We start from the raw sequence: 19060 nt of genomic DNA, 5'->3' as shown, positions 1-19060 counted from the left end.
ATCTAGTTCCTTCCCGCGCTTATGAGTTGAAAGGCATGTTGAACGCTTTCAACAGGCTCTTCGCTTCAGCGTCGGTATGCGCCGTGGTGGCGATCACAATGTCCATTCCCCAGTTTTCGTCGATTTTATCAAAATCGATCTCGGGAAACACGAGGTGCTCTTTGAGGCCCATGGCATAGTTGCCACGACCATCGAAAGACTTGCCCGATACGCCGCGGAAGTCGCGGATACGAGGCATCGCAATCGTGATCAGACGATCCATGAATTCATACATGCGATCGCCGCGCAGGGTTACTTTGGCACCCAAGGGCATTTCTTCACGCACCCGGAAACCCGCGATGGACTTCTTGGCAATGGTTGTCAGCGCTTTCTGACCTGCAATCAGCGTCAGGTCGGCTTGCGCGGACTTGGCTTTCTTGCTGTCGCGTACGGCTTCGGCACCACATCCGATGTTCAGGACGATCTTGTCCAGACGCGGGATCTGCATGTCGTTCTTATAGCCGAACTCTTCTTTGAGCGCTGCACGGATCGTGTCCTTGTAGACAGCCTTCAGGCGCGGGGTATAATTTGCGGAATCAAGCATCGATCACATCCCCTGTTGACTTGGCGAAACGCACTTTCTTGTCGCCTTCAATCTTGAACCCGACACGGGTGGCTTTACCGTTGGCATCCACATAGGCGAGGTTGCTCAGGTCGATTGGCATCGCCTTTGGTATACGTCCGCCCTGCTCGGTCTGGGACTGACGCGTGGCGCGGATCGAAATGTTCACGCCGTCCACGATGGCCTTGCCGGATTTCGGGTCCACAGACGAAATGCTGCCTGTCTTGCCCTTGTCCTTGCCTGCCAGAACGATGACCTTGTCACCTTTTTTCAGTTTAGCAGCCATGATTACAGCACCTCCGGAGCGAGTGAGATGATTTTCATGAAGTTTTTCGCGCGCAGCTCACGCACGACCGGGCCAAAGATACGTGTACCGATTGGCTCATTATTGTTGTTGAGGATGACCGCTGCGTTGCGGTCAAAACGAATGGCGGTGCCATCGTCGCGACGTACTTCTTTGGCGGTGCGAACAACGACGGCCTTACGGACGTCGCCTTTTTTCACACGACCGCGCGGAATGGCTTCCTTGACCGACACGACAATAATGTCGCCGACGGATGCGTATTTACGCTTGGAACCACCCAGTACCTTGATGCACTGAACACGGCGTGCGCCGCTGTTGTCAGCAACATCCAGGTTGGTCTGCATCTGGATCATTTGGTTTCTCCCGACCTTTGGGGGGCCGATGCGTGGCCAATATCCCCAGGGTTTCGATTAAGCAGGTTGTGCTTCAGGCCTCAGCGGCTTGCAGCACTTCCCAACGTTTGGTCTTTGATTTTGGTGCACATTCAACAATACGAACGGCGTCGCCCGTCTTGAATGTGTTGTTCTCATCGTGCGCCCGGTATTTCTTGGACTTACGGATCGTCTTTTTCAGAACCGGATGGGTAAAGCGGCGCTCTACGGATACGGTAACTGTTTGTGCGTTTGCATCGGAGGTCACGACGCCGGACAGAATACGCTTTGGCATGAGGGCTCTCCTTACTCAGACGCAGCGGCTGACGCCGCTTTTTGGTTCAAAATCGTTTTGACACGGGCCGCATCGCGGCGTGCCTTGCGGATTTGCGCAGGGTTCTCCAACTGGCCTGTCGCTTGCTGGAAGCGCAGGTTAAAGGAGGTCTTTTTCAGATTGGCCAGCTCTTCACGCAGCTGGTCCGGCGTTTTGTCGTGTAGTTCCTTGGCGTTCATCGCCCTATTCCTTTCAACATCACGGGAAGGCCGCATCAAATGCGTCACCCTGATTCCCGTGGAGTCCATGATGAAAGGGCCGTATAGGCCCAACGCCCCCATATCGCAACCCCTTTTGGCACCTGACCCGCCGGCCCCCGAAATACGACCAATTCCACATTCAAACATGGCGCGCACCGCAATAGGACCAGCCGTTGTCAAAGAAGACGGAAACCAATGTTGAAACGACACGCACGTCCCGCAGCCACCTGCCTGTTGGTGGGCCTCTCTGCCTGCACACCCCACCCGGAACCCACGTGGCTCATCCCGCGCGCGTTACCTCCGGCGTTGCGCGACGCACGAAGGCTGGCTTGCCGTGCTAAATCGGTGGCGCGTGCCGCATCACCCTTCAAGAACTGTTGCGAACTTGTGCTCGACAAGCTTTAGAAAGCGGCTTGCCGCGCGCGACGGCTGGCGCAGTGCGGGCGTCAGGATGTCATAGCGGAACGGTTGGACCGGTCGCAAAGGCCGCGTCACGAGACGCCCCGCCGATGCAAAATATGTCGCTGTGACGGGCTCCACAATTGAAATGCCGGTGCCCGCTGATACCAATTCGCAGATTGAACTGGAAAGCTGCGCTTCTGCAATGATGTGCGGCCGTGCTGACCCTATCGCGAGAAACGCGTCAGTTTCGGACCGTGTTCCGATCTCAGCCCCCAAAGCGATAAACGGGCACTGGTCAAAATCCATAGGCTCCAGGACGTCCTTCTGCCCCAAAGCGTGACCAACCGGCAGGACCGCCAACATATGCGTTTCGCAGATCGGCTGGCGTATCACGGCGGGGTGGTCTGTATCCAAGGTGGCAAAGCCAAGGTCGAATTGCTGGGAAATCAGATGCCGCTGAACGGCTTGTGAACTGCGTGCGCGCAGCGAAACCGTGATCCCCGGCTCGTCGGCGATGAACTCGGCGATCACATCGGGCAGAAATTTCAACGCCAGCGCGGGCATGCCCGCAATCATCAGACTGCCCTTGCGAAAATCCCGGATGTCCTCAATCACTCGCGAGATTTCAGACATGCCGACAAAGGATCGTTCCACCTCTTCATAAAGCGCATGCGCGTCCGCCGTCGGGATCACCTGCCTTGCGCGCCGCTCAAACAGGCTGAACCCCGCGACATGCTCAAGGTCAGCGATCATCTTGCTCACGGAGGGTTGCGTGGTGCCCAACACGTCGGCGGCTGCGGTGACCTGACCGGTCTCCATCACGGCGCGAAACGCCTCAATCTGTCGGTGGGTCAATCGATGCAACATGACAATCACATACCCTCAGGGAATGCATAACGCAAATTTGGCGATTATTGATATGTGAAAACATCTGCCAAAGTTCCCGCGGGGGAATCATATGCCAGCGGCACAGTCGGACATCACAATCATCGGCGGGGGCGTTGTCGGCCTGTGCGTGGCGATGGGATTGCTACAGGCAGGCCACCCTGTGCGCGTGCTGGATGGCGCCGACAGTGATGCGCGGGCCTCTCAGGGCAATTTCGGTCTGGTTTGGGGGCAAGGCAAAGGTTGGGATTTCGCGCCTTATGCGCGATGGACGGGCGAGGCTTTGGCCGCCTGGCCAGAGTTCGCCGCCAGACTGGCCGATCTGTCTGGCATTGACGTGGCGCTCGATCAATCCGGTGGCTTTGAATTTTTCACGGAGATTGGCGAAATGGATGACTTCGCCGCGATGCTGGCCCAGCAACAAAAGCATCTCGGCAATCGGTTCAGCCATGAGGTACTCAGCGGAGATGAAGTTCGCCGCGAGGTGCCCGGCATCGGCGCGGATGTCGTCGGCGCGACCTATTCCCGGCTCGACGGACATGTGAACCCCCTGCGTTTCCTGCGCGCCCTGCGCTTGGCGGTGACCGCGCTGGGTGGTGAGGTGATACCTGATGCGCATGTTGCCAGCATTGCGCCCCTCCCGAGCGGTGGGTTTGATCTGACACTGGCGCATGGCGAAAAGACCGGCGCGGACAGGGTTCTGCTCTGTGCAGGGTTGGGGGCAATGAAACTTGCAGCCGATCTTGGGTTTCAAACCAAAATCCGCCCGCAACGCGGTGAACTGCTGATTACCGAAAAACTCGGGGAACGCCTGCCATTCCTCTCTAGCACGATCCGACAGGTGGATGAGGGCGGCATCCAGATTGGCGGCACCAAGGCTGATGCGGGCATGGACGACAGCGAAACGCTGGATGTCATGGCGGGCCTGGCGCGACACGCGGTGCAGGTTTTTCCCGCCTTGGCCGATGTGCGTGTGATCCGCGCCTGGGGGGCGTTGCGTGTCATGTCGCCGGATGGCTATCCGGTTTATGCCCGCTCGCAGGACCATCCCGGTGCCTATCTCGTGACCTGCCACAGCGGCGTTACGCTGGCCTCGATGCATGCATCCAGCCTTGTCGAATGGATTGAAAACACACCCGCAGCACCTGATCTGGAGGCTTTCGATGAACATCGCTTCTCGCTTTCAAACCTTGCCTGAGGCAGGTGCCTCCGTGCAATTCACCCTTGATGGTGAGACCGTGACAGCGCGCGCGGGAACACCCCTCGCCGCGGCCCTGCTCGCCCATTCCGGGGAGGCGAGCCGTCACACCGCCAGTGGCGCGGGGCGCACCGCGTTCTGCATGATGGGCGTGTGTTTTGACTGTCTGGTGGAGGTTGATGGCACCCCCAACACGCAAGCCTGCATGGTTTCCGTCCGCGACGGCATGGTGGTGAAACGCCAGACCGGGCTGCGCCCCCTTGGTGGAGGTGATGATGTCCGCGTTTGATCTGATCATCATTGGCGCGGGACCTGCGGGCATGTCGGCTGCCGCCACTGCTGCACAGGACGGGTTGCGCGTGCTCTTGCTGGATGAACAACCGCGTGCGGGGGGCCAGATCTACCGCAACGTGGGCGAAAACCGTGCGCGGCGCCGTTGGCTGGGCAAGGAGTATGCCTCGGGCATGCGTTTCGTGGATGCGCTGGATCGGCCCAACATCACCACGCAATTCGGCGCAACGGTTTGGCGGTTGGAAAAAGGGCCGCGCGTGGTCTGGTCACAGGAGGGGGTCAGCCACGTCACATCCGCGCCGCATGTTCTGCTGGCAGGGGGCGCGCAAGAACGGCCCATGCCTTTTCCGGGCTGGACCCTGCCCGGCGTGATGAGTGCAGGTGCGGCACAAATCCTCATGAAAACCGCAGGAATGCTGCCCAAGGATGCGCTGCTGGCGGGGTCCGGCCCGCTGCTGTATCTGATTGCGGCGCAAATGGTCGACGCGGGCTGCCCGCCCAAAGCGCTGGTTGAAACGCAAACGCCGCGCATGATGCTGAACGCAGTGCCACACCTGCCGCGCGCCCTCTTCGCATTGCCCACCTTGGCAAAGGGCTTGGGGCTGATCGCGAAAATCCGCGCCGCCGGAGTGCGGCGGTTCGTGAACGCTGCGCACTTCGAAGCGCAAACCGAAAACAACGGCGCAATCGCGTTTTCCTTCACCCACAAAGGTCAGCGCAAAACCTTGGCCACGCAACTGTTGCTGATCCATCAAGGGGTCATCCCGTCGACGCATATGAGCCGGTCCGCGGGGATCACGCACGCTTGGAACAAGGCGCAGACCGCTTTTCAGCCCGTGACGGATATCTGGGGCAATACGGATGTTGCCGGCCTGCATGTGGCCGGGGATGGCGCCGGGATCGGCGGGGCCGAAACGGCAGCGGCATCCGGCGAAATCGCGGCGCTGGACATCTTGCACCGGGCCGGGCGCATCAGTGCTGACACACGCACCCAGCGCGCCGCCGAGGCGCGGGGCGAACTGTTCCGCTCCCGCGCCATCCGCCCGTTTCTGGACGCTGCATATGCGCCCCCCGCTGACTGCCTGTCCCCTCCCGATGAAACCATCCTGTGCAGATGTGAAGAAAAAACCGCAGGCGACATACGCCAAAGCATCAGCCAGGGCGCATCCGGCCAGCGCCAGATCAAAACATCGCTGCGCATCGGCATGGGGCCCTGCCAAGGCCGCATGTGCGATGCAACTGTGCGCGCCATCCTCTGCGCCAGCACCGCAAAGGGTGCCGCGCAGGTCCCGGCCCCAAGGGCCCGCACCCCGATCAAGCCCGTCACGCTAGGGGAACTTGCCGCGCTTGCACCGCATCAGAAGGAAACCGCATAAGCGATCCCGCCACAGTTCCACGCGACCACCGCACAACGGCCTCGGCGGGCACGACATGACCCCCATGATTGCGACGCTGCTGTATTTCCTGATCGTTCTGTGCATTACATAAACGCTCTGCCGGTTCGCGCGCCCCGCGTGCGGCGAGAGGTATCCCGCGAGACCAAAGACAAATGCCCCTGAAGGACAAGATTGTGATAACCCATATCCATACCGCAGCTCGCACGGGCAAAGCCGTCAGTCATGCAACCATGGCACAATTGTGCGGGCATTTGAGCGACGCTGCAAACGTCGCTGAACACCCACGCGATTGTCTGTCACCTGTCGACCCATTGCTGGATGAAACAGGATCAAATGCTTCGGGCGTTTGTCTGGTTTTGCGGACATGAACGCGATAAGGGGTGCATGGGCGCCCGAGCGGCAAGCACCTGCGCGGACCTGCGGTCAGGCGAGACTGGCCAACCCCGATCTGCTGGCCCGGATCATCGCGACGGCCACCGATAAACCGACCACTCAAGAGGGCAAGACATGACCAAACAGAAGTGCATTTTAATCGGCGTGCCCATGGACTGCGGCAAACGCCGCCAGGGGTGCCTGATGGGGCCGGATGCGTACCGCACGGCGGGACTTGCTTCGACCATCCGTGATCTGGGCTACGCGGCGGAGGATCGCGGGAATGTGGACCCCGGTGAATTCGCCCCGGACACGAATGACGGCAAGCTGCACGCGTTGAATGAAACAATCGCCTGGACCAGGAACCTCAAGGAGGCGGCGCAGGTCGCCATGGCAGAGGGTTTGCCGATTTTCATGGGCGGGGATCATGCGCTCTCGCTCGGTACGGTTGCCGGGGTCGCGGCCCACGCCGCCCGGCAAGACCGACCGCAGTTTGTTTTGTGGCTCGATGCCCATCCCGATTATCACACGCCCGACACCACGGATTCCGGCAACCTGCACGGCACGCCGCTTGGCTATCTGACCGGGCGCGGCGCCTTTGACGGCTTCCCCGAGGTTGAGGTCAAGGTGCCCACCGGAAACGTCGCCATGATCGGCCTGCGCTCTGTTGATGCGCCCGAACGTGAGGCGATACAGGCGACTGACATACAGGTCGCCGATATGCGCGCGATTGACGAAAACGGCATTGCGGCCCCTTTGCGCAAGTTTCTGGAACGGGTGGAGGCGGCGGGCGGCATGTTGCATGTCTCGCTGGATGTCGATTTCCTCGACCCCGCCATCGCGCCCGCCGTTGGCACCACCGTTCCGGGTGGCGCGACCATGCGCGAGGCGCATCTGGCGATGGAGATGCTGCACGACAGCGGGCTTGTCACCTCACTTGATCTCGTCGAACTCAACCCATTCCTTGACGAACGCGGTCGCACTGCGTCGCTCATGGTCGAACTCACCGCGTCGCTTTTGGGCCGCCGTGTGTTTGACCGCCCAACCCGCAGCTATTCCTGAGAGATATCATGGCCAACCCTTCCCCCTCCAAGCTTGCCTACGTGCCCTTCGTCAGTGTCGAAAACATGATGAAACTGGTCCATCACATCGGTATTGAAACGATGCTGAAAGGTATTGCCGACTACATCGAAGATGATTTCCGCCGTTGGGATCTGTTCGACAAAACGCCCCGCGTGGCCAGCCATTCCGAAGAGGGCGTGATCGAACTCATGCCCACATCGGATGGCGATGTATACGGGTTCAAATATGTGAACGGCCACCCGAAAAACACCAAGGAGGGGCTGCAGACTGTCACCGCCTTTGGCCTGCTGGCCAAGGTTGATACAGGCTATCCGGTGTTGTTTTCGGAAATGACAGTGCTGACGGCCCTGCGCACGGCAGCGACCTCTGCGATGGTCGCCAAGCACCTTGCCCCCAAGGGCGCACATACGATGGCCATGATCGGCAATGGGGCGCAATCCGAATTTCAGGCCCTCGCGATGCGGGTGATCTGCGGTATTGAAACCCTGCGGATGTATGACGTTGACCGCGCCGCGACGGAAAAGGCTGTGCGCAATCTCGACGGCTTTGGCTTCACGCTCGAACCCTGCTCCACGCCCGAAGCGGCAATCGAGGGCGCGCAGATCATCACGACCTGCACGGCGGACAAGCAATATGCGACAATCCTGACCGACAACATGGTCGGCGCAGGGGTGCATATCAATGCAATCGGCGGCGATTGCCCGGGTAAAACCGAGTTGCACCATGATATTCTGGCCCGCTCAGACGTCTTTGTTGAATATCCGCCGCAGACGCGTGTAGAGGGCGAGATCCAGCAAATGCCCGAAGACTTCCCAGTCACCGAAATGTGGCAGGTGATCAACGGCACCGCACCGGGCCGCCGGGACGCGCGTCAGATCACGCTCTTTGACGGGGTTGGGTTCGCCATCGAAGACTTCTCCGCCCTGCGCTACGTGCGGGATCAGCTCAAGGGCACCGGGCTCTATCAGGAACTTGACATGATTGCAGACCCTGATGATCCGCGCGACCTCTTCGGCATGGTGCTGCGCGCCAAACCGTGAAACCGCGCGGCTGGGTTGCGACAGGCAAGCCAGCCGCAAAAGGAAAGGCTGATGTTCCGGATGACAGGCAGGTTTGGCCGAAACAACAGCTGACCCGACCTGCAATTGGCTCAACCCGATGTGACCCAATGGCTGGCCTGAAAAAGACAGTGCGATGCAAACCTGCAACGACGCGCTATGTGCCCACCGTGACTGTGCGCTGTGAAGTCACCGCGTTAAGGTCCGCGCACCGCACGCCGCTTTAGGCCTGTGAAACCGCCAGAACACCGGCGCACGCACCGACGTGATACCGACGCAACACCGACATGAAACCGACAGAGAAATCGCCTTGTTTCACAGGCAGAACAGCCAAAGGCATCCCCCCCTGCCCCACGCTTTCGCAGCCGTTGCGCGTGCGCGCCGTTAACCCCTCTCGCCACGCCGCACAGGCTGCGCTAAGAAAAGCGCATGAGCACCATAGATTCCCTCTTCGTCACCCGCCTCTACCGCGCTGCCCTGTCCGAGCACGGCAAACCAATTGACACATCAGAGCTTGAAGCCTCCTGCTGGTCCATCGCCGAAGACGATGAAGCCGGTCAGGAATGGTGTGAGGAAAACGGCTATCCGGGCTATACCAGCTATGCCTCGCTCACCGACCTGCCCTATCGCTTTCCGATTTTCAAAGACCTCGTGAAAGTGCTGGACAAACACGTCAAATCTTTTGCCAAGGACCTCGAATTTGATCTGGACGGGCGCAAGCTGAAGCTTGAAGACATCTGGATCAACGTCCTGCCCCAAGGGGGCGTCCACACGTCTCACATCCATCCACACTCCGTCATCAGCGGCACCACCTATGTGGCTGTCCCCACGGGGGCAAGCGCGATCAAATTCGAAGATCCGCGCCTGCAGATGATGATGGCGGCCCCCCCGCGCCAGAAATCCGCGCGTGACGCCCTGCGCAGCTTTATCTACAAAGCACCGCAGCCCGGCGATGTCTTGCTGTGGGAAAGTTGGCTGCGCCACGAAGTTCCGGTCAATATGTCTGAAGATGAGCGGATCAGCATCAGTTTCAATTATAGCTGGTAATCCACGGTCAGGCCGGGCAATTCCCTTCTACCATGGCGGGATTTTGCGCGTGTTTTCGCTGACTTACGCCATTTCACCATCAAAAGAAAGCACCGCTTCAGCGAATGGGTTAGCCTTGGTTAATTTTGAATTAAGTGATCATAGACCTGAATGCAGCAACCCTTTGCCACCGCGCGGGAAGTCTCCGAATTTCTGTTGGAGCGTACCGGCACAGCATTATTGAGAGACAACTTTGATGTCTTTTCGTCCTGCATCTCTTTGCCTCTGAAAATAGAGACATTCGCAGGGCAGCGCCTCATCACGTCGCCGGAAGAGACATATCAGGTTTTTCGCGCCGTGCGCTCCTATCACCGAAGAACCGGCGTGACCGATATCGTCCGCCACTGTGTGGAAGCCGCGTTCAAAGACCCCCATACTGTTACTGCCACCCATGAAACACGCCTGCTTGGCGGGGATATCATGACGCAAGATCCATATCCGGGGTTTTCCGTCCTGAAATTTGACGGAAAAGCGTGGCGCATCGCGAGCATGAGCTATGCAATCGAGGATCGGGATGATCACAATGCGGCGTTGATGAGCGCCGGAACCACAACGCCCTGACCGTCCCAGAGCGCTTGGTCCGGGGCACGACCGCCCAGACACGGTTTGACCGCGCTGCCCCAAAGGCAGTCGCTCTTTGCGCAACAACAAAAAAGGCCCCGGCGACGCTGTGCACCGGGGCCTTTCTGAGTCTCTAACCTCGGAATATGTCAATAAACCAAGGCTTTTGATCGATACTGATCAATCCGGCGTTTACCAGTCCTCGCGGACGACAACACGCGTCTTGATCGGCAGTTTCATCGCCGCAAGGCGCAGGGCCTCACGCGCAACGTCATCGTTCACACCGTCGATCTCGAACATCACACGACCCGGCTTGACCTTGGCTGCCCAACGGTCAACCGAACCCTTACCTTTACCCATCCGAACCTCGATGGGCTTGGCTGTGACCGGAACGTCCGGGAAAATCCGGATCCAGACACGCCCCTGACGTTTCATGTGACGTGTCATCGCGCGGCGTGCCGCTTCGATTTGACGTGCAGTGACCCGCTCAGGTTCAGTGGCCTTGAGACCGTAGGTGCCAAAGTTCAGGTCAGACCCGCCCTTTGCAAGACCCTTGATCGAGCCTTTGAACTGTTTGCGGAATTTAGTGCGTTTTGGTTGTAGCATCTGTCATTCCCCTCTAGCGACGACCGCCTGCACCGCGAGGTGCTGGGCCATCCTGGAGTTCCTGTGCTTTACGGTCACGCGCGGCTGGATCATGTTCCATGATCTCACCTTTAAAGATCCAGGTTTTGATCCCGATGATGCCATAGGCAGTCTTCGCTTCCACATGTGCGTAATCGATATCGGCGCGCAGTGTGTGCAAGGGCACACGACCCTCACGATACCACTCGGTCCGAGCGATTTCCGCGCCACCCAGACGACCGGCGACATTCACACGGATACCGAGGGCACCCATACGCATGGCGTTCTGCACGGCGCGTTTCATGGCACGACGGAAAGACACCCGGCGTTCCAGCTGCTGCGCAATGCTCTCACCCACAAGGGCCGCATCCAGCTCAGGCTTGCGCACTTCAACGATGTTGAGGTGCAGCTCGCTTGCGGTCATCTTGGCGATCTTCTGGCGCAGACCTTCAATGTCCGCACCCTTCTTGCCGATGATGACACCGGGGCGTGCTGTGTGGATCGTGACGCGGCACTTTTTGTGCGGACGCTCGATGATCACACGGGCCACACCGGCCTGATGACACTCTTTCTTGATGAAATCACGGATCGCGAGGTCTTCCAGCAGAAGGTCCCCGTAATCTTTCGTGTCGGCATACCAGCGGCTGTCCCACGTGCGGTTCACCTGCAGGCGCATGCCAATCGGATTGACTTTATTACCCATTAGGCTTGCTCCTCAACTTGGCGCACGACGATCGTGATTTCCGAAAACGGCTTGATGATCTTGCCAAAGCGTCCACGTGCCCGCGGGCGGCCACGTTTCATCGTCAGGTTTTTCCCGACATAGGCTTCTGCAACGATCAGCTCGTCCACATCAAGGTTGTGGTTGTTTTCGCCATTCGCAATCGCGGACTGAAGGCATTTCTTCACGTCATGTGCGATCCGCTTTTTGGAGAACGTCAGATCCGTCAACGCCTGTTCCACTTTCTTGCCCCGGATCAAACCAGCAACAAGGTTCAGCTTTTGCGGGCTTGTGCGAAGCATGCGCAGTTTTGCCATTGCTTCATTATCAGCCACGCGGCGGGGATTTTTATCCTTGCTCATTTGCGTTTCGCCTTCTTGTCAGCCGCGTGACCGTAGTAGGTCCGCGTCGGTGAATACTCACCAAACTTCTGACCAATCATGTCCTCGGTGATGTTGACCGGGATATGTTTGCGGCCGTTGTATACGCCAAACGTCAGGCCCACGAACTGGGGCAGGATTGTCGAGCGGCGCGACCAGATCTTGATCACTTCGTTGCGACCGCTCTCGCGGGACGCTTCGGCCTTTTTCAACACATAACTGTCGACAAAAGGACCTTTCCATACTGAACGAGACATAGTTTAACGCCCCTTCTTCTTGGCGTGACGCGAGCGGATGATCAGCTGGCTAGACGCTTTTTTCTTGTTCCGGGTTTTTGCACCCTTTGTCGGCTTGCCCCAAGGGGTAACCGGGTGACGACCACCAGAGGTCCGGCCTTCACCACCACCATGTGGGTGATCGATCGGGTTCATCACGACACCACGTACAGACGGGCGAACGCCCTTGTGACGCATGCGGCCCGCTTTACCGTAGTTCTGGTTGGAGTTGTCGGGGTTGGACACAGCGCCAACGGTGGCCATGCATTCCTGACGTACGAGACGCAATTCGCCGCTGCTCAGACGGATCTGAGCATAGCCGCCATCACGGCCCACGAACTGGGCGTAAGTCCCCGCAGCACGGGCAATCTGACCGCCTTTGCCGGGCTTCATCTCGATGTTGTGGATGATCGTCCCGATCGGCATGCCAGAGAAAGGCATCGCGTTACCGGGTTTGATGTCCGCTTTTTGCGACGCAACCACAGTGTCACCCACGGCCAGACGCTGAGGGGCCAGGATGTAGGCCTGCTCACCATCTTCGTATTTGACGAGGGCGATGAAGGCTGTGCGGTTAGGGTCATATTCGATGCGCTCGACCGTGGCCGCCACATCCATCTTGTTCCGTTTGAAATCTACGATACGGTAAAGGCGCTTTGCCCCACCGCCTTTTCGACGCATCGTGATCCGTCCGGTGTTGTTCCGTCCGCCATGTTTGGACAAGCCTTCAGTGAGGGCTTTGACCGGGCGGCCTTTCCAGAGCTCCGAACGGTCGATCAGTACCAGCCCACGCTGGCCCGGCGTCGTCGGTTTATACGACTTGAGTGCCATGTTGTCTGTCTTCCGTTTTGCTATGCGCCGGGTCTCCCCGACGATGGTATGAAGGCCCCCGTAGGTGCCCAAGTTAGTCAGGTCGCTTACGACCAAAAACACGAACCCCGGACGAATCCGGGGCTGATGGTGTTGCGACTGATAAGTTGCCTCGCCCCCGTCGTCAAGGCGCTAAGCAAAAACGCAACACGCAAGCTCCGCCATTGGGCTTGATCGCACCGCGATGATACAAAACCTACTGTGCAAACCCCTATTGCACGATCCAAACAGCCAATGGTTCAAAGCGGTCTCCATACCAAGCTGGCTTGTCAAAATGCTTCAGTTTTGTACCATCGTTCACAGATTCGACGCGCAAGGGCGTTGCCGCGCTTCGGATTTTAAAGCGCGCACAATTCGCCGCGCGACATATTGAAAAACGTCCTTAAAGGAAGTGCTTCTAATGGTGAAATTCAAATTACTCACTTTCGCAACCGCCTTCGTGTTCTTGGGTGCGACAACTGCGATCGCAGCATGTGACGGTGCTTCGGGTCGCGGCTGGGCCAGCGGAAATGGCAAAGGCAGTTACGAAATGACATCCGGTGCGAAACGGTGCGAGATTCCTTTCGTCAACTTCTTCTCGAACAATGGCAACAGCCGGACACCCGCAAAGGAGGTCACCTTGCGTCGAGCACCCAAGTCCGGGACCATATCCCTTTCATCCTCGGGGATCATCTATACTCCAAACGCAGGGTTCACAGGGAAAGACCGGTTTTGCACAGTCAATAGAAGTAGCGCGTTCGAAGGCCAGACATTATCGGGCTGCATCACTGTGACGGTCAAGTAACGCCAGAGAAGCGGTGTTCGTGTATCTCGGGTATGTCTTCTTGCGGGACACTCGTGGTCGCTTCCCCCAGAAGCGTCAAAACGCACTGGATCGCTTGATATTTGTTTATCCGGCGCTTGAGATGCAAACCGCCGTAGTCATCAAGCATACAAAGCGACGCAGCGTGTCAGCGTGTTGCCAGATTACAGTTACAATCGCGGTTTTTTTCAATCAGAACCTGAACCGCACGGCCAATCCGCCCAGCGGGGCTGTGTCGTAAGACTGGCTGCTGATTTGGTTGCCAGAGGCGTCGTCCAACCTGAGCCGCCCGTCGAATTCTGCTCCGACAAATGCACTGAACGAGATGCCGGGGTTCGGGTTGTACTGGTAGGAAATCACGACAGGGATGCTTTCATCCTCGCCCACACCATTGGGGGCAAGGCCCGTATCATCGAGCCGGAAACGAACGCTTTCGGACCGCGCAGACAGGGAAAGCTGGGACGTATCACTCAGTTTGTACCCCAAGGTCAAACCCGGACCACCCGTTGCACCAAGGCCCGCGCCCGTGTTCAGGTTCCAGCGTTCGTTGATGTCCCAGTCCACCAAGAGCGCCGGAAAGAAGTCCGCACCGCTTTCCTCCAGCTGGCTATATGCACCAAAGGCAGGGCCAATTGTCAGGCTATCACTGATTTTCCATGCGACACCGCCAAAGATACCATAGGTCGTGCTGTCTGATTTATCGGCGCCGCTTTCGTAATCCCACCGAACCTGCGGCGACAAGAACACGGTTGCCGTTTCACTCGCACGAAAACGTGTCGGGATTGAAATGCGGATGTCCTGAACATCATCCCACGGCCGTTGCACGGCATCGCCAAAGTCATAATCGAACACGCCGAAGCTGGCGGAAAAACCAACAGATGCATCGTTGTCCAAGCCGTAAATGGCACTCCCACGCACAAATGTCCGGGATGAGGAAAAGCTGCCGCCCTTGCTGAGATCGGTATCTCCCTGGAAAACGGTGAGTGCGTCAACCTGAGTGCTCCACCCAGTGCGCTCTTGCGCAGCGGCCAGGGAGCTAACGGCGCAGAATACGACGGCGCAAAGGATCGATTTCAAAAGAAGACCTGTGCGCACAACGTATTTCTCCGTCATTCTTGGGCTAATTCAGCAAACTAACGCCCTGTGGTCCATATTCAATGATCGCGCCAGACAAACATCACAGTCTTTGCGGCATTGGACCGCTCCCTTGCGCGCACCGTTCACCGCAAACACATTGGTGGACAGGGCTCACTTGACCTTCGACATAGGGGTCAGAGCTTTCGCTACATAGGGTTGGAAAGGCAGCACCAGATTGCCAGAACCAAAACGGGCGCACCCTCTCGGATACGCCCGTTCAATTTTCTCAAACATCATCCCCCGAAAGGGACACAGGCTTAAGCCAGTGCGAGGTTCGACGCGCTTTCGCGACCGTCGCGGCCTGCTTCGATGTCGAATGTTACTTTCTGGTCATCGCTCAGACCCGTAAGGCCTGCCCGCTCGACTGCAGAGATGTGTACAAACACGTCTTTGCTGCCGCCATCGGGCGCAATAAAACCAAAACCTTTAGTTGAGTTAAACCATTTGACGGTGCCAGTAGCCATCGTCGTACTCCTAAATTAAGGCTGCCCACATTATGCGGCAGCTCGGCTAAGTCCCTGAAAGATCGTATGACTGGGCCGTTAGGAGCAGAAATTCCGATAGATAGATCAACGTCGCCCCTGTCGCTTACAATGCAATTAAACGAATAGCAAGAAGTTTAAACACAGATCGCAACTTAGCCTTGATCGCGATCCTTGCAGGAAAGCCCACAAGCCACAAAAAAGGCCCCTGAACGAACAGGGGCCCTTCTTTGTTCAGCTGTCGCTCTGATTACAGACCGGTAGACACATCAATCGTGTTGCCAGCTTCCAGAGTCACATAGGCTTTCTTGACGTCTTTGCGTTTGCCGAGTTGGCCACGGAAGCGTTTTACTTTGCCTTTGGTGATCGTGGTGTTGACCGCTTTGACCTTCACACCAAAGAGCGCCTCAACGGCTTCCTTGATCTGGGGTTTATTGCTGTCGATCGCAACTTCGAACACAACCGCGCCGTTCTCGGACGTCATGGTTGCTTTCTCGGTAATGATCGGCTTGCGGATCACATCGTAATGTTCAGCTTTGGCGCTCATTTCAAACGGGCCTCCAGTGCTTCGACTCCCGCCTTCGTGATCACCAGAGTATCACGCTTGAGGATGTCATATACGTTTGCGCCCATTGTCGGCAGGATATCCAGACCGTCAATGTTGCGCGCGGCTTGTGCAAAAGTCTCGTTGACTGTCGCGCCATCAATGATCAACGCACGTTTCCAGCCGAGGTTTGCAACCTGCTTGGCCAGAGCGGACGTTTTCCCATCGGAAGACACGTCATCAATGATAACCAGCTCGCCCGCTTTCATCTTTGCAGACAAAGCATGGCACAGACCCAACTTGCGGAACTTCTTGGTCAGCTCGTGACCGTGGCTACGTACTTTGGGGCCTTTGTACACACCACCACCGCGAAAGATCGGTGCAGAACGCGCGCCGTGGCGTGCGCCGCCGGTGCCTTTCTGACGATAGATCTTCTTGGTGGAATAGTTGACTTCGGACCGTGTCTTGACCTTGTGCGTCCCTGCTTGCGCATTGTTACGCTGCCAGCGTACGACGCGGTGCAGGATATCGGCACGTGGTTCCAGACCGAAAAGCGCTTCGTCAAGGTCTACGGACCCGGCTTTTGCGCCGTCAAGTTTGATGACATCGAGTTTCATGCGTCACCTTCTTTCTTTTCTGCGGCTTCAGCTTCGGCAACCGTGTCGGTCTTGGCTTCTGCGGCTTCTGCAGCTTCCATCGCGGCCTGCTCTTCTGCGGCTGCGGCGGCTGCAGCGGCTTCTGCTTCGGCGGCTGCGGCTGCGGCTGCAGCTTCTGCGGCTTTCTCAGCTTCTTCGGCTGCGGATTTCAGAGCGGCGGGCAGAATGGCATTTTCAGGAAACGGCTTTTTCACCGCATCCTTGACAGTCACCCATCCACCTTTGGAACCAGGCACAGCGCCTTTGACCATGATAAGTCCACGATCGGCATCCGTGCGCACAACCTGAAGGTTTTGCGTTGTCACACGGGCAGCCCCCATATGGCCGGCCATTTTCTTGCCTTTGAAAACCTTACCCGGATCCTGACACTGACCAGTGGAGCCATGCGAACGGTGCGAAATCGACACACCGTGCGTCGCGCGCAAACCGCCAAAGTTATGGCGCTTCATCGCACCGGCAAAACCCTTACCAATCGAGGTGCCCGCAACGTCAACGAACTGCCCTTCAAAGTAATGGTTGGCGGTGATCTCTTCACCGACACCGATCAAGTTCTCAGCATCCACGCGGAATTCAGCAACCTTGCGCTTGGGTTCTACCTTCGCTGCTGCGAAGTGCCCACGCATGGCCTGAGATGTCCGCTTGGCTTTGGCCGTACCAGCGCCGAGTTGAACGGCTGAATAGCCATCCTTGTCAGACGTCCGTTGAGCCACAACCTGAAGCTTGTCGAGTTGAAGAACGGTCACAGGAATCTGCTTCCCGTCTTCCATAAACAGCCGGGTCATCCCGACCTTTTTTGCAATAACGCCTGAGCGCAACATAATAATTACCCTCCTGAGGCTTACGACTGCAGCTTGATCTCGACGTCCACACCAGCGGCCAGGTCGAGCTTCATCAGCGCGTCCACGGTCTGGGGGGTCGGATCAACAATATCCAGCAAACGCTTGTGCGTGCGGATTTCGAACTGATCACGGGATTTCTTGTCAACGCGGGGGCCACGCAGAACGGTGAATTTTTCGATCTTGTTGGGCAGTGGAATGGGTCCACGCACAGAAGCACCGGTCCGCTTTGCGGTATTCACGATCTCTTGTGTGGAAGTATCCAGCACCCGGTAATCAAACGCCTTCAGGCGAATACGGATGTTTTGGCTCTGAGCCATATGCATATCCCTTAAATTGGGGATCTTAACGGATTGGAGGACATACGCTCATCGCATACCCTCATCGCGTCTTTTTAAAACCAGAACAGGGCACGGTAGGCCGCACCCTCCAAAGGTTAGCGCCGTTTAGGCGGAGTCGGCGAGAAAGGCAATGGGGTATGACGTAATTCTCTGCCATTAGTTTTCTCACTGTCATACAGCCGGTCATCAGCGGGACTGAAAGAGCGAGAGTATAGGGGGCCGGTCCGCCAAGGCATAGCCCGCAAAAACATAAACGCGCCTTCTGGTGCGCAGTCTGTTTGGTTGCTAGGCTGAGCTTGGAAAGCACCACACTATGCGTTCATACACTTGGGGAGGATACGAAATGAATGGCAAGAAAATCCTGATGCTCATCGGCGAGTACTCAGAAGAATATGAAATTTTTGTCGTCCAACAGGCGATGGAAGCTGTCGGACATACCGTTCACATCATCTGCCCCGAGACCAAAAAAGGGGATCGCGTCACAACCAGCGTACATGACTTCGGGCCGGGCGTCATAACCTGGACAGAACACAAAGGCCATGCTGTCGAGGTCGATGTGGATTTTGACCGTGTGGATACATCTGCTTACGATTCCGTCTATATCGCAGGCGGGCGCGGTCCAGAATACATTCGCACCTATCCCAGAGTGCGCGAAATCGTGCGGGAGTTCCATCGCGACGACAAGCCGATCGCCTCCATCTGTCATGGCCTGCAGGTTTTGATCGCAGTGCCGGAAGTCATTGCGGGCAAAAAGGTCTCCGGTCTCTTCACGGTCGAGCCCGAAGTCGCGTTGACGGATGCAACCTACGTCAAGATCGGCCCCAAGGCCGCCTTGCGTGACGGTAATCTTGTGACCGCAGAAGGCTGGACAGCACTGGCGGCGTTTATCCGCGAGTATCTGGTGCTGCTGGGAACGGAGATCGTGCACAAGGACATCGCGCAAGCAGCGGAGTAAGGCCAGTGCCACAGCCGAAACTCAGATAAAATAATTTTTCTGGTAGCCGATAATGACGTAACCGCAGTTCAAACGTCCAGTTTGCTCCGCAGTCTTGCGGCTCTCTTGAAAAAACGCAAAGCCGCAGTGATTTCACTGCGGCTTTTGTTGTTATCGGTTTCCGCCATGCGCGGGGCCTTTCGCGGGGAAGGGCTTGGGCGCGCAGGGCGGCTGAGTTACCATTTCACTCCGTAATCTTTGACACGCCTTTTTGTGCGCGTATCGGGATTACTCGGTGATTTTGGACACGACGCCGGC

26 protein-coding genes are annotated in these 19060 nt (G+C 57.5%); 9 read left to right on the top strand and 17 right to left on the bottom strand.

Features of this window, described 5'->3' with window-relative positions; genetic code table 11:
- Positions 1 to 19: 19 nt before the first annotated feature.
- The 6 genes from rplE to K5Q35_RS20690 form a co-directional block, all read right to left on the bottom strand.
- The gene (rplE, locus tag K5Q35_RS20715; protein WP_013963205.1) at positions 20 to 583 is read right to left on the bottom strand and encodes a 50S ribosomal protein L5; all 564 of its coding nucleotides are present in this window, start codon (positions 581 to 583) and stop codon (positions 20 to 22) included.
- Complete coding sequence (gene rplX, locus K5Q35_RS20710) at positions 576 to 887, bottom strand: 50S ribosomal protein L24 (protein ID WP_013963206.1); 312 nt, start codon at positions 885 to 887, stop codon at positions 576 to 578. The genes rplE and rplX overlap by 8 nt, the downstream gene beginning before the upstream one ends.
- Before the next feature lie 2 nt (positions 888 to 889).
- Positions 890 to 1258 (bottom strand): 50S ribosomal protein L14, encoded by a 369-nt coding sequence (gene rplN / locus K5Q35_RS20705; protein WP_013963207.1) that lies wholly within the window; start codon positions 1256 to 1258, stop codon positions 890 to 892.
- A gap of 73 nt (positions 1259 to 1331) precedes the next feature.
- Positions 1332 to 1571 carry a 30S ribosomal protein S17 gene (gene rpsQ / locus K5Q35_RS20700; protein ID WP_013963208.1) on the bottom strand — a complete coding sequence of 80 codons (240 nt, stop codon included), beginning with the start codon at positions 1569 to 1571 and terminating at the stop codon, positions 1332 to 1334.
- An 11-nt stretch (positions 1572 to 1582) separates the two neighbouring features.
- The gene (gene rpmC / locus K5Q35_RS20695) at positions 1583 to 1789 is read right to left on the bottom strand and encodes a 50S ribosomal protein L29 (RefSeq protein ID WP_011567677.1); all 207 of its coding nucleotides are present in this window, start codon (positions 1787 to 1789) and stop codon (positions 1583 to 1585) included.
- A 381-nt stretch (positions 1790 to 2170) separates the two neighbouring features.
- The gene (locus K5Q35_RS20690; RefSeq protein ID WP_013963209.1) at positions 2171 to 3079 is read right to left on the bottom strand and encodes a LysR substrate-binding domain-containing protein; all 909 of its coding nucleotides are present in this window, start codon (positions 3077 to 3079) and stop codon (positions 2171 to 2173) included.
- 91 nt (positions 3080 to 3170) lie between these two features.
- Here K5Q35_RS20690 and K5Q35_RS20685 point away from each other — a divergent pair, with 91 nt between their 5' ends.
- The 8 genes from K5Q35_RS20685 (at position 3171) to K5Q35_RS20650 (ending at position 10143) form a co-directional block, all read left to right on the top strand.
- Positions 3171 to 4295, top strand: coding sequence for an FAD-binding oxidoreductase (locus K5Q35_RS20685; RefSeq protein WP_220801193.1), 1125 nt, complete (start codon positions 3171 to 3173; stop codon positions 4293 to 4295).
- Complete coding sequence (locus K5Q35_RS20680; protein WP_220801192.1) at positions 4261 to 4584, top strand: (2Fe-2S)-binding protein; 324 nt, start codon at positions 4261 to 4263, stop codon at positions 4582 to 4584. Before K5Q35_RS20685 ends, K5Q35_RS20680 begins: the two co-directional genes overlap by 35 nt.
- Positions 4571 to 5962 (top strand): NAD(P)/FAD-dependent oxidoreductase, encoded by a 1392-nt coding sequence (locus K5Q35_RS20675; protein ID WP_220801191.1) that lies wholly within the window; start codon positions 4571 to 4573, stop codon positions 5960 to 5962. The genes K5Q35_RS20680 and K5Q35_RS20675 overlap by 14 nt, the downstream gene beginning before the upstream one ends.
- Positions 5963 to 6347: 385 nt before the next feature.
- Entirely contained in the window at positions 6348 to 6494 is a 147-nt protein-coding gene (locus K5Q35_RS22775) for a hypothetical protein (protein ID WP_259650617.1), read from the top strand.
- Positions 6491 to 7417 (top strand): arginase, encoded by a 927-nt coding sequence (gene rocF, locus K5Q35_RS20665; RefSeq protein WP_220801190.1) that lies wholly within the window; start codon positions 6491 to 6493, stop codon positions 7415 to 7417. Before K5Q35_RS22775 ends, rocF begins: the two co-directional genes overlap by 4 nt.
- Positions 7418 to 7425: 8 nt before the next feature.
- On the top strand, positions 7426 to 8478 hold the full coding sequence (locus K5Q35_RS20660; protein ID WP_220801189.1) for an ornithine cyclodeaminase: 1053 nt from the start codon (positions 7426 to 7428) through the stop codon (positions 8476 to 8478).
- A 447-nt stretch (positions 8479 to 8925) separates the two neighbouring features.
- Complete coding sequence (locus tag K5Q35_RS20655; protein WP_013963217.1) at positions 8926 to 9543, top strand: 2OG-Fe(II) oxygenase family protein; 618 nt, start codon at positions 8926 to 8928, stop codon at positions 9541 to 9543.
- A 150-nt stretch (positions 9544 to 9693) separates the two neighbouring features.
- A complete protein-coding gene (locus K5Q35_RS20650; RefSeq protein ID WP_044025400.1) occupies positions 9694 to 10143 on the top strand; it encodes a hypothetical protein in 450 nt (149 codons plus the stop codon).
- A gap of 192 nt (positions 10144 to 10335) precedes the next feature.
- On the opposite strand, the gene rplP is transcribed toward K5Q35_RS20650, so the two are convergent.
- From rplP to rpsJ, 11 genes are all read right to left on the bottom strand, one after another.
- Positions 10336 to 10749 (bottom strand): 50S ribosomal protein L16, encoded by a 414-nt coding sequence (rplP, locus tag K5Q35_RS20645; protein WP_013963219.1) that lies wholly within the window; start codon positions 10747 to 10749, stop codon positions 10336 to 10338.
- A gap of 13 nt (positions 10750 to 10762) precedes the next feature.
- Complete coding sequence (rpsC, locus tag K5Q35_RS20640; RefSeq protein WP_013963220.1) at positions 10763 to 11470, bottom strand: 30S ribosomal protein S3; 708 nt, start codon at positions 11468 to 11470, stop codon at positions 10763 to 10765.
- Positions 11470 to 11850 (bottom strand): 50S ribosomal protein L22, encoded by a 381-nt coding sequence (rplV, locus tag K5Q35_RS20635; RefSeq protein WP_011567667.1) that lies wholly within the window; start codon positions 11848 to 11850, stop codon positions 11470 to 11472. Before rplV ends, rpsC begins: the two co-directional genes overlap by 1 nt.
- The gene (rpsS, locus tag K5Q35_RS20630) at positions 11847 to 12125 is read right to left on the bottom strand and encodes a 30S ribosomal protein S19 (protein WP_011567666.1); all 279 of its coding nucleotides are present in this window, start codon (positions 12123 to 12125) and stop codon (positions 11847 to 11849) included. Before rpsS ends, rplV begins: the two co-directional genes overlap by 4 nt.
- Positions 12126 to 12128: 3 nt before the next feature.
- On the bottom strand, positions 12129 to 12971 hold the full coding sequence (gene rplB, locus K5Q35_RS20625) for a 50S ribosomal protein L2 (protein WP_011567665.1): 843 nt from the start codon (positions 12969 to 12971) through the stop codon (positions 12129 to 12131).
- Between the two features lie 1033 nt (positions 12972 to 14004).
- Entirely contained in the window at positions 14005 to 14925 is a 921-nt protein-coding gene (locus K5Q35_RS20620) for a hypothetical protein (RefSeq protein ID WP_259650616.1), read from the bottom strand.
- 281 nt (positions 14926 to 15206) lie between these two features.
- Positions 15207 to 15413: a cold-shock protein gene (locus K5Q35_RS20615; RefSeq protein ID WP_013963223.1), complete on the bottom strand. Its 207-nt coding sequence runs from the start codon at positions 15411 to 15413 to the stop codon at positions 15207 to 15209.
- Between the two features lie 268 nt (positions 15414 to 15681).
- The gene (locus K5Q35_RS20610; protein WP_011567661.1) at positions 15682 to 15978 is read right to left on the bottom strand and encodes a 50S ribosomal protein L23; all 297 of its coding nucleotides are present in this window, start codon (positions 15976 to 15978) and stop codon (positions 15682 to 15684) included.
- Positions 15975 to 16592 carry a 50S ribosomal protein L4 gene (gene rplD, locus K5Q35_RS20605; protein ID WP_013963224.1) on the bottom strand — a complete coding sequence of 206 codons (618 nt, stop codon included), beginning with the start codon at positions 16590 to 16592 and terminating at the stop codon, positions 15975 to 15977. The genes K5Q35_RS20610 and rplD overlap by 4 nt, the downstream gene beginning before the upstream one ends.
- Entirely contained in the window at positions 16589 to 17449 is an 861-nt protein-coding gene (rplC, locus tag K5Q35_RS20600; RefSeq protein ID WP_013963225.1) for a 50S ribosomal protein L3, read from the bottom strand. Before rplC ends, rplD begins: the two co-directional genes overlap by 4 nt.
- A 20-nt stretch (positions 17450 to 17469) precedes the next feature.
- Positions 17470 to 17787, bottom strand: coding sequence for a 30S ribosomal protein S10 (gene rpsJ / locus K5Q35_RS20595; RefSeq protein ID WP_220801188.1), 318 nt, complete (start codon positions 17785 to 17787; stop codon positions 17470 to 17472).
- Positions 17788 to 18151: 364 nt separating this feature from the next.
- On the opposite strand from rpsJ, the gene K5Q35_RS20590 reads away from it, so the two are divergent.
- Positions 18152 to 18763: a DJ-1/PfpI family protein gene (locus K5Q35_RS20590; protein WP_220801187.1), complete on the top strand. Its 612-nt coding sequence runs from the start codon at positions 18152 to 18154 to the stop codon at positions 18761 to 18763.
- Positions 18764 to 19060 lie beyond the last annotated feature (297 nt).

Source organism: Roseobacter sp. OBYS 0001, assembly GCF_019654895.1.
Classification (GTDB): domain Bacteria; phylum Pseudomonadota; class Alphaproteobacteria; order Rhodobacterales; family Rhodobacteraceae; genus Roseobacter; species Roseobacter litoralis.
This window is presented reverse-complemented; position numbering and strand designations above follow the sequence as displayed.

What these genes read in the sequence shown, in the direction of transcription:
- rplE (WP_013963205.1), bottom strand. Translation starts at nt 583, where the DNA reads ATGCTTGATTCCGCAAATTATACCCCGCGCCTGAAGGCTGTCTACAAG.
- rplX (WP_013963206.1), bottom strand. Translation starts at nt 887, where the DNA reads ATGGCTGCTAAACTGAAAAAAGGTGACAAGGTCATCGTTCTGGCAGGC.
- rplN (WP_013963207.1), bottom strand. Translation starts at nt 1,258, where the DNA reads ATGATCCAGATGCAGACCAACCTGGATGTTGCTGACAACAGCGGCGCA.
- rpsQ (WP_013963208.1), bottom strand. Translation starts at nt 1,571, where the DNA reads ATGCCAAAGCGTATTCTGTCCGGCGTCGTGACCTCCGATGCAAACGCA.
- rpmC (WP_011567677.1), bottom strand. Translation starts at nt 1,789, where the DNA reads ATGAACGCCAAGGAACTACACGACAAAACGCCGGACCAGCTGCGTGAA.
- K5Q35_RS20690 (WP_013963209.1), bottom strand. Translation starts at nt 3,079, where the DNA reads ATGTTGCATCGATTGACCCACCGACAGATTGAGGCGTTTCGCGCCGTG.
- K5Q35_RS20685 (WP_220801193.1), top strand. Translation starts at nt 3,171, where the DNA reads ATGCCAGCGGCACAGTCGGACATCACAATCATCGGCGGGGGCGTTGTC.
- K5Q35_RS20680 (WP_220801192.1), top strand. Translation starts at nt 4,261, where the DNA reads ATGAACATCGCTTCTCGCTTTCAAACCTTGCCTGAGGCAGGTGCCTCC.
- K5Q35_RS20675 (WP_220801191.1), top strand. Translation starts at nt 4,571, where the DNA reads ATGTCCGCGTTTGATCTGATCATCATTGGCGCGGGACCTGCGGGCATG.
- K5Q35_RS22775 (WP_259650617.1), top strand. Translation starts at nt 6,348, where the DNA reads ATGAACGCGATAAGGGGTGCATGGGCGCCCGAGCGGCAAGCACCTGCG.
- rocF (WP_220801190.1), top strand. Translation starts at nt 6,491, where the DNA reads ATGACCAAACAGAAGTGCATTTTAATCGGCGTGCCCATGGACTGCGGC.
- K5Q35_RS20660 (WP_220801189.1), top strand. Translation starts at nt 7,426, where the DNA reads ATGGCCAACCCTTCCCCCTCCAAGCTTGCCTACGTGCCCTTCGTCAGT.
- K5Q35_RS20655 (WP_013963217.1), top strand. Translation starts at nt 8,926, where the DNA reads ATGAGCACCATAGATTCCCTCTTCGTCACCCGCCTCTACCGCGCTGCC.
- K5Q35_RS20650 (WP_044025400.1), top strand. Translation starts at nt 9,694, where the DNA reads ATGCAGCAACCCTTTGCCACCGCGCGGGAAGTCTCCGAATTTCTGTTG.
- rplP (WP_013963219.1), bottom strand. Translation starts at nt 10,749, where the DNA reads ATGCTACAACCAAAACGCACTAAATTCCGCAAACAGTTCAAAGGCTCG.
- rpsC (WP_013963220.1), bottom strand. Translation starts at nt 11,470, where the DNA reads ATGGGTAATAAAGTCAATCCGATTGGCATGCGCCTGCAGGTGAACCGC.
- rplV (WP_011567667.1), bottom strand. Translation starts at nt 11,850, where the DNA reads ATGAGCAAGGATAAAAATCCCCGCCGCGTGGCTGATAATGAAGCAATG.
- rpsS (WP_011567666.1), bottom strand. Translation starts at nt 12,125, where the DNA reads ATGTCTCGTTCAGTATGGAAAGGTCCTTTTGTCGACAGTTATGTGTTG.
- rplB (WP_011567665.1), bottom strand. Translation starts at nt 12,971, where the DNA reads ATGGCACTCAAGTCGTATAAACCGACGACGCCGGGCCAGCGTGGGCTG.
- K5Q35_RS20620 (WP_259650616.1), bottom strand. Translation starts at nt 14,925, where the DNA reads ATGACGGAGAAATACGTTGTGCGCACAGGTCTTCTTTTGAAATCGATC.
- K5Q35_RS20615 (WP_013963223.1), bottom strand. Translation starts at nt 15,413, where the DNA reads ATGGCTACTGGCACCGTCAAATGGTTTAACTCAACTAAAGGTTTTGGT.
- K5Q35_RS20610 (WP_011567661.1), bottom strand. Translation starts at nt 15,978, where the DNA reads ATGAGCGCCAAAGCTGAACATTACGATGTGATCCGCAAGCCGATCATT.
- rplD (WP_013963224.1), bottom strand. Translation starts at nt 16,592, where the DNA reads ATGAAACTCGATGTCATCAAACTTGACGGCGCAAAAGCCGGGTCCGTA.
- rplC (WP_013963225.1), bottom strand. Translation starts at nt 17,449, where the DNA reads ATGTTGCGCTCAGGCGTTATTGCAAAAAAGGTCGGGATGACCCGGCTG.
- rpsJ (WP_220801188.1), bottom strand. Translation starts at nt 17,787, where the DNA reads ATGGCTCAGAGCCAAAACATCCGTATTCGCCTGAAGGCGTTTGATTAC.
- K5Q35_RS20590 (WP_220801187.1), top strand. Translation starts at nt 18,152, where the DNA reads ATGAATGGCAAGAAAATCCTGATGCTCATCGGCGAGTACTCAGAAGAA.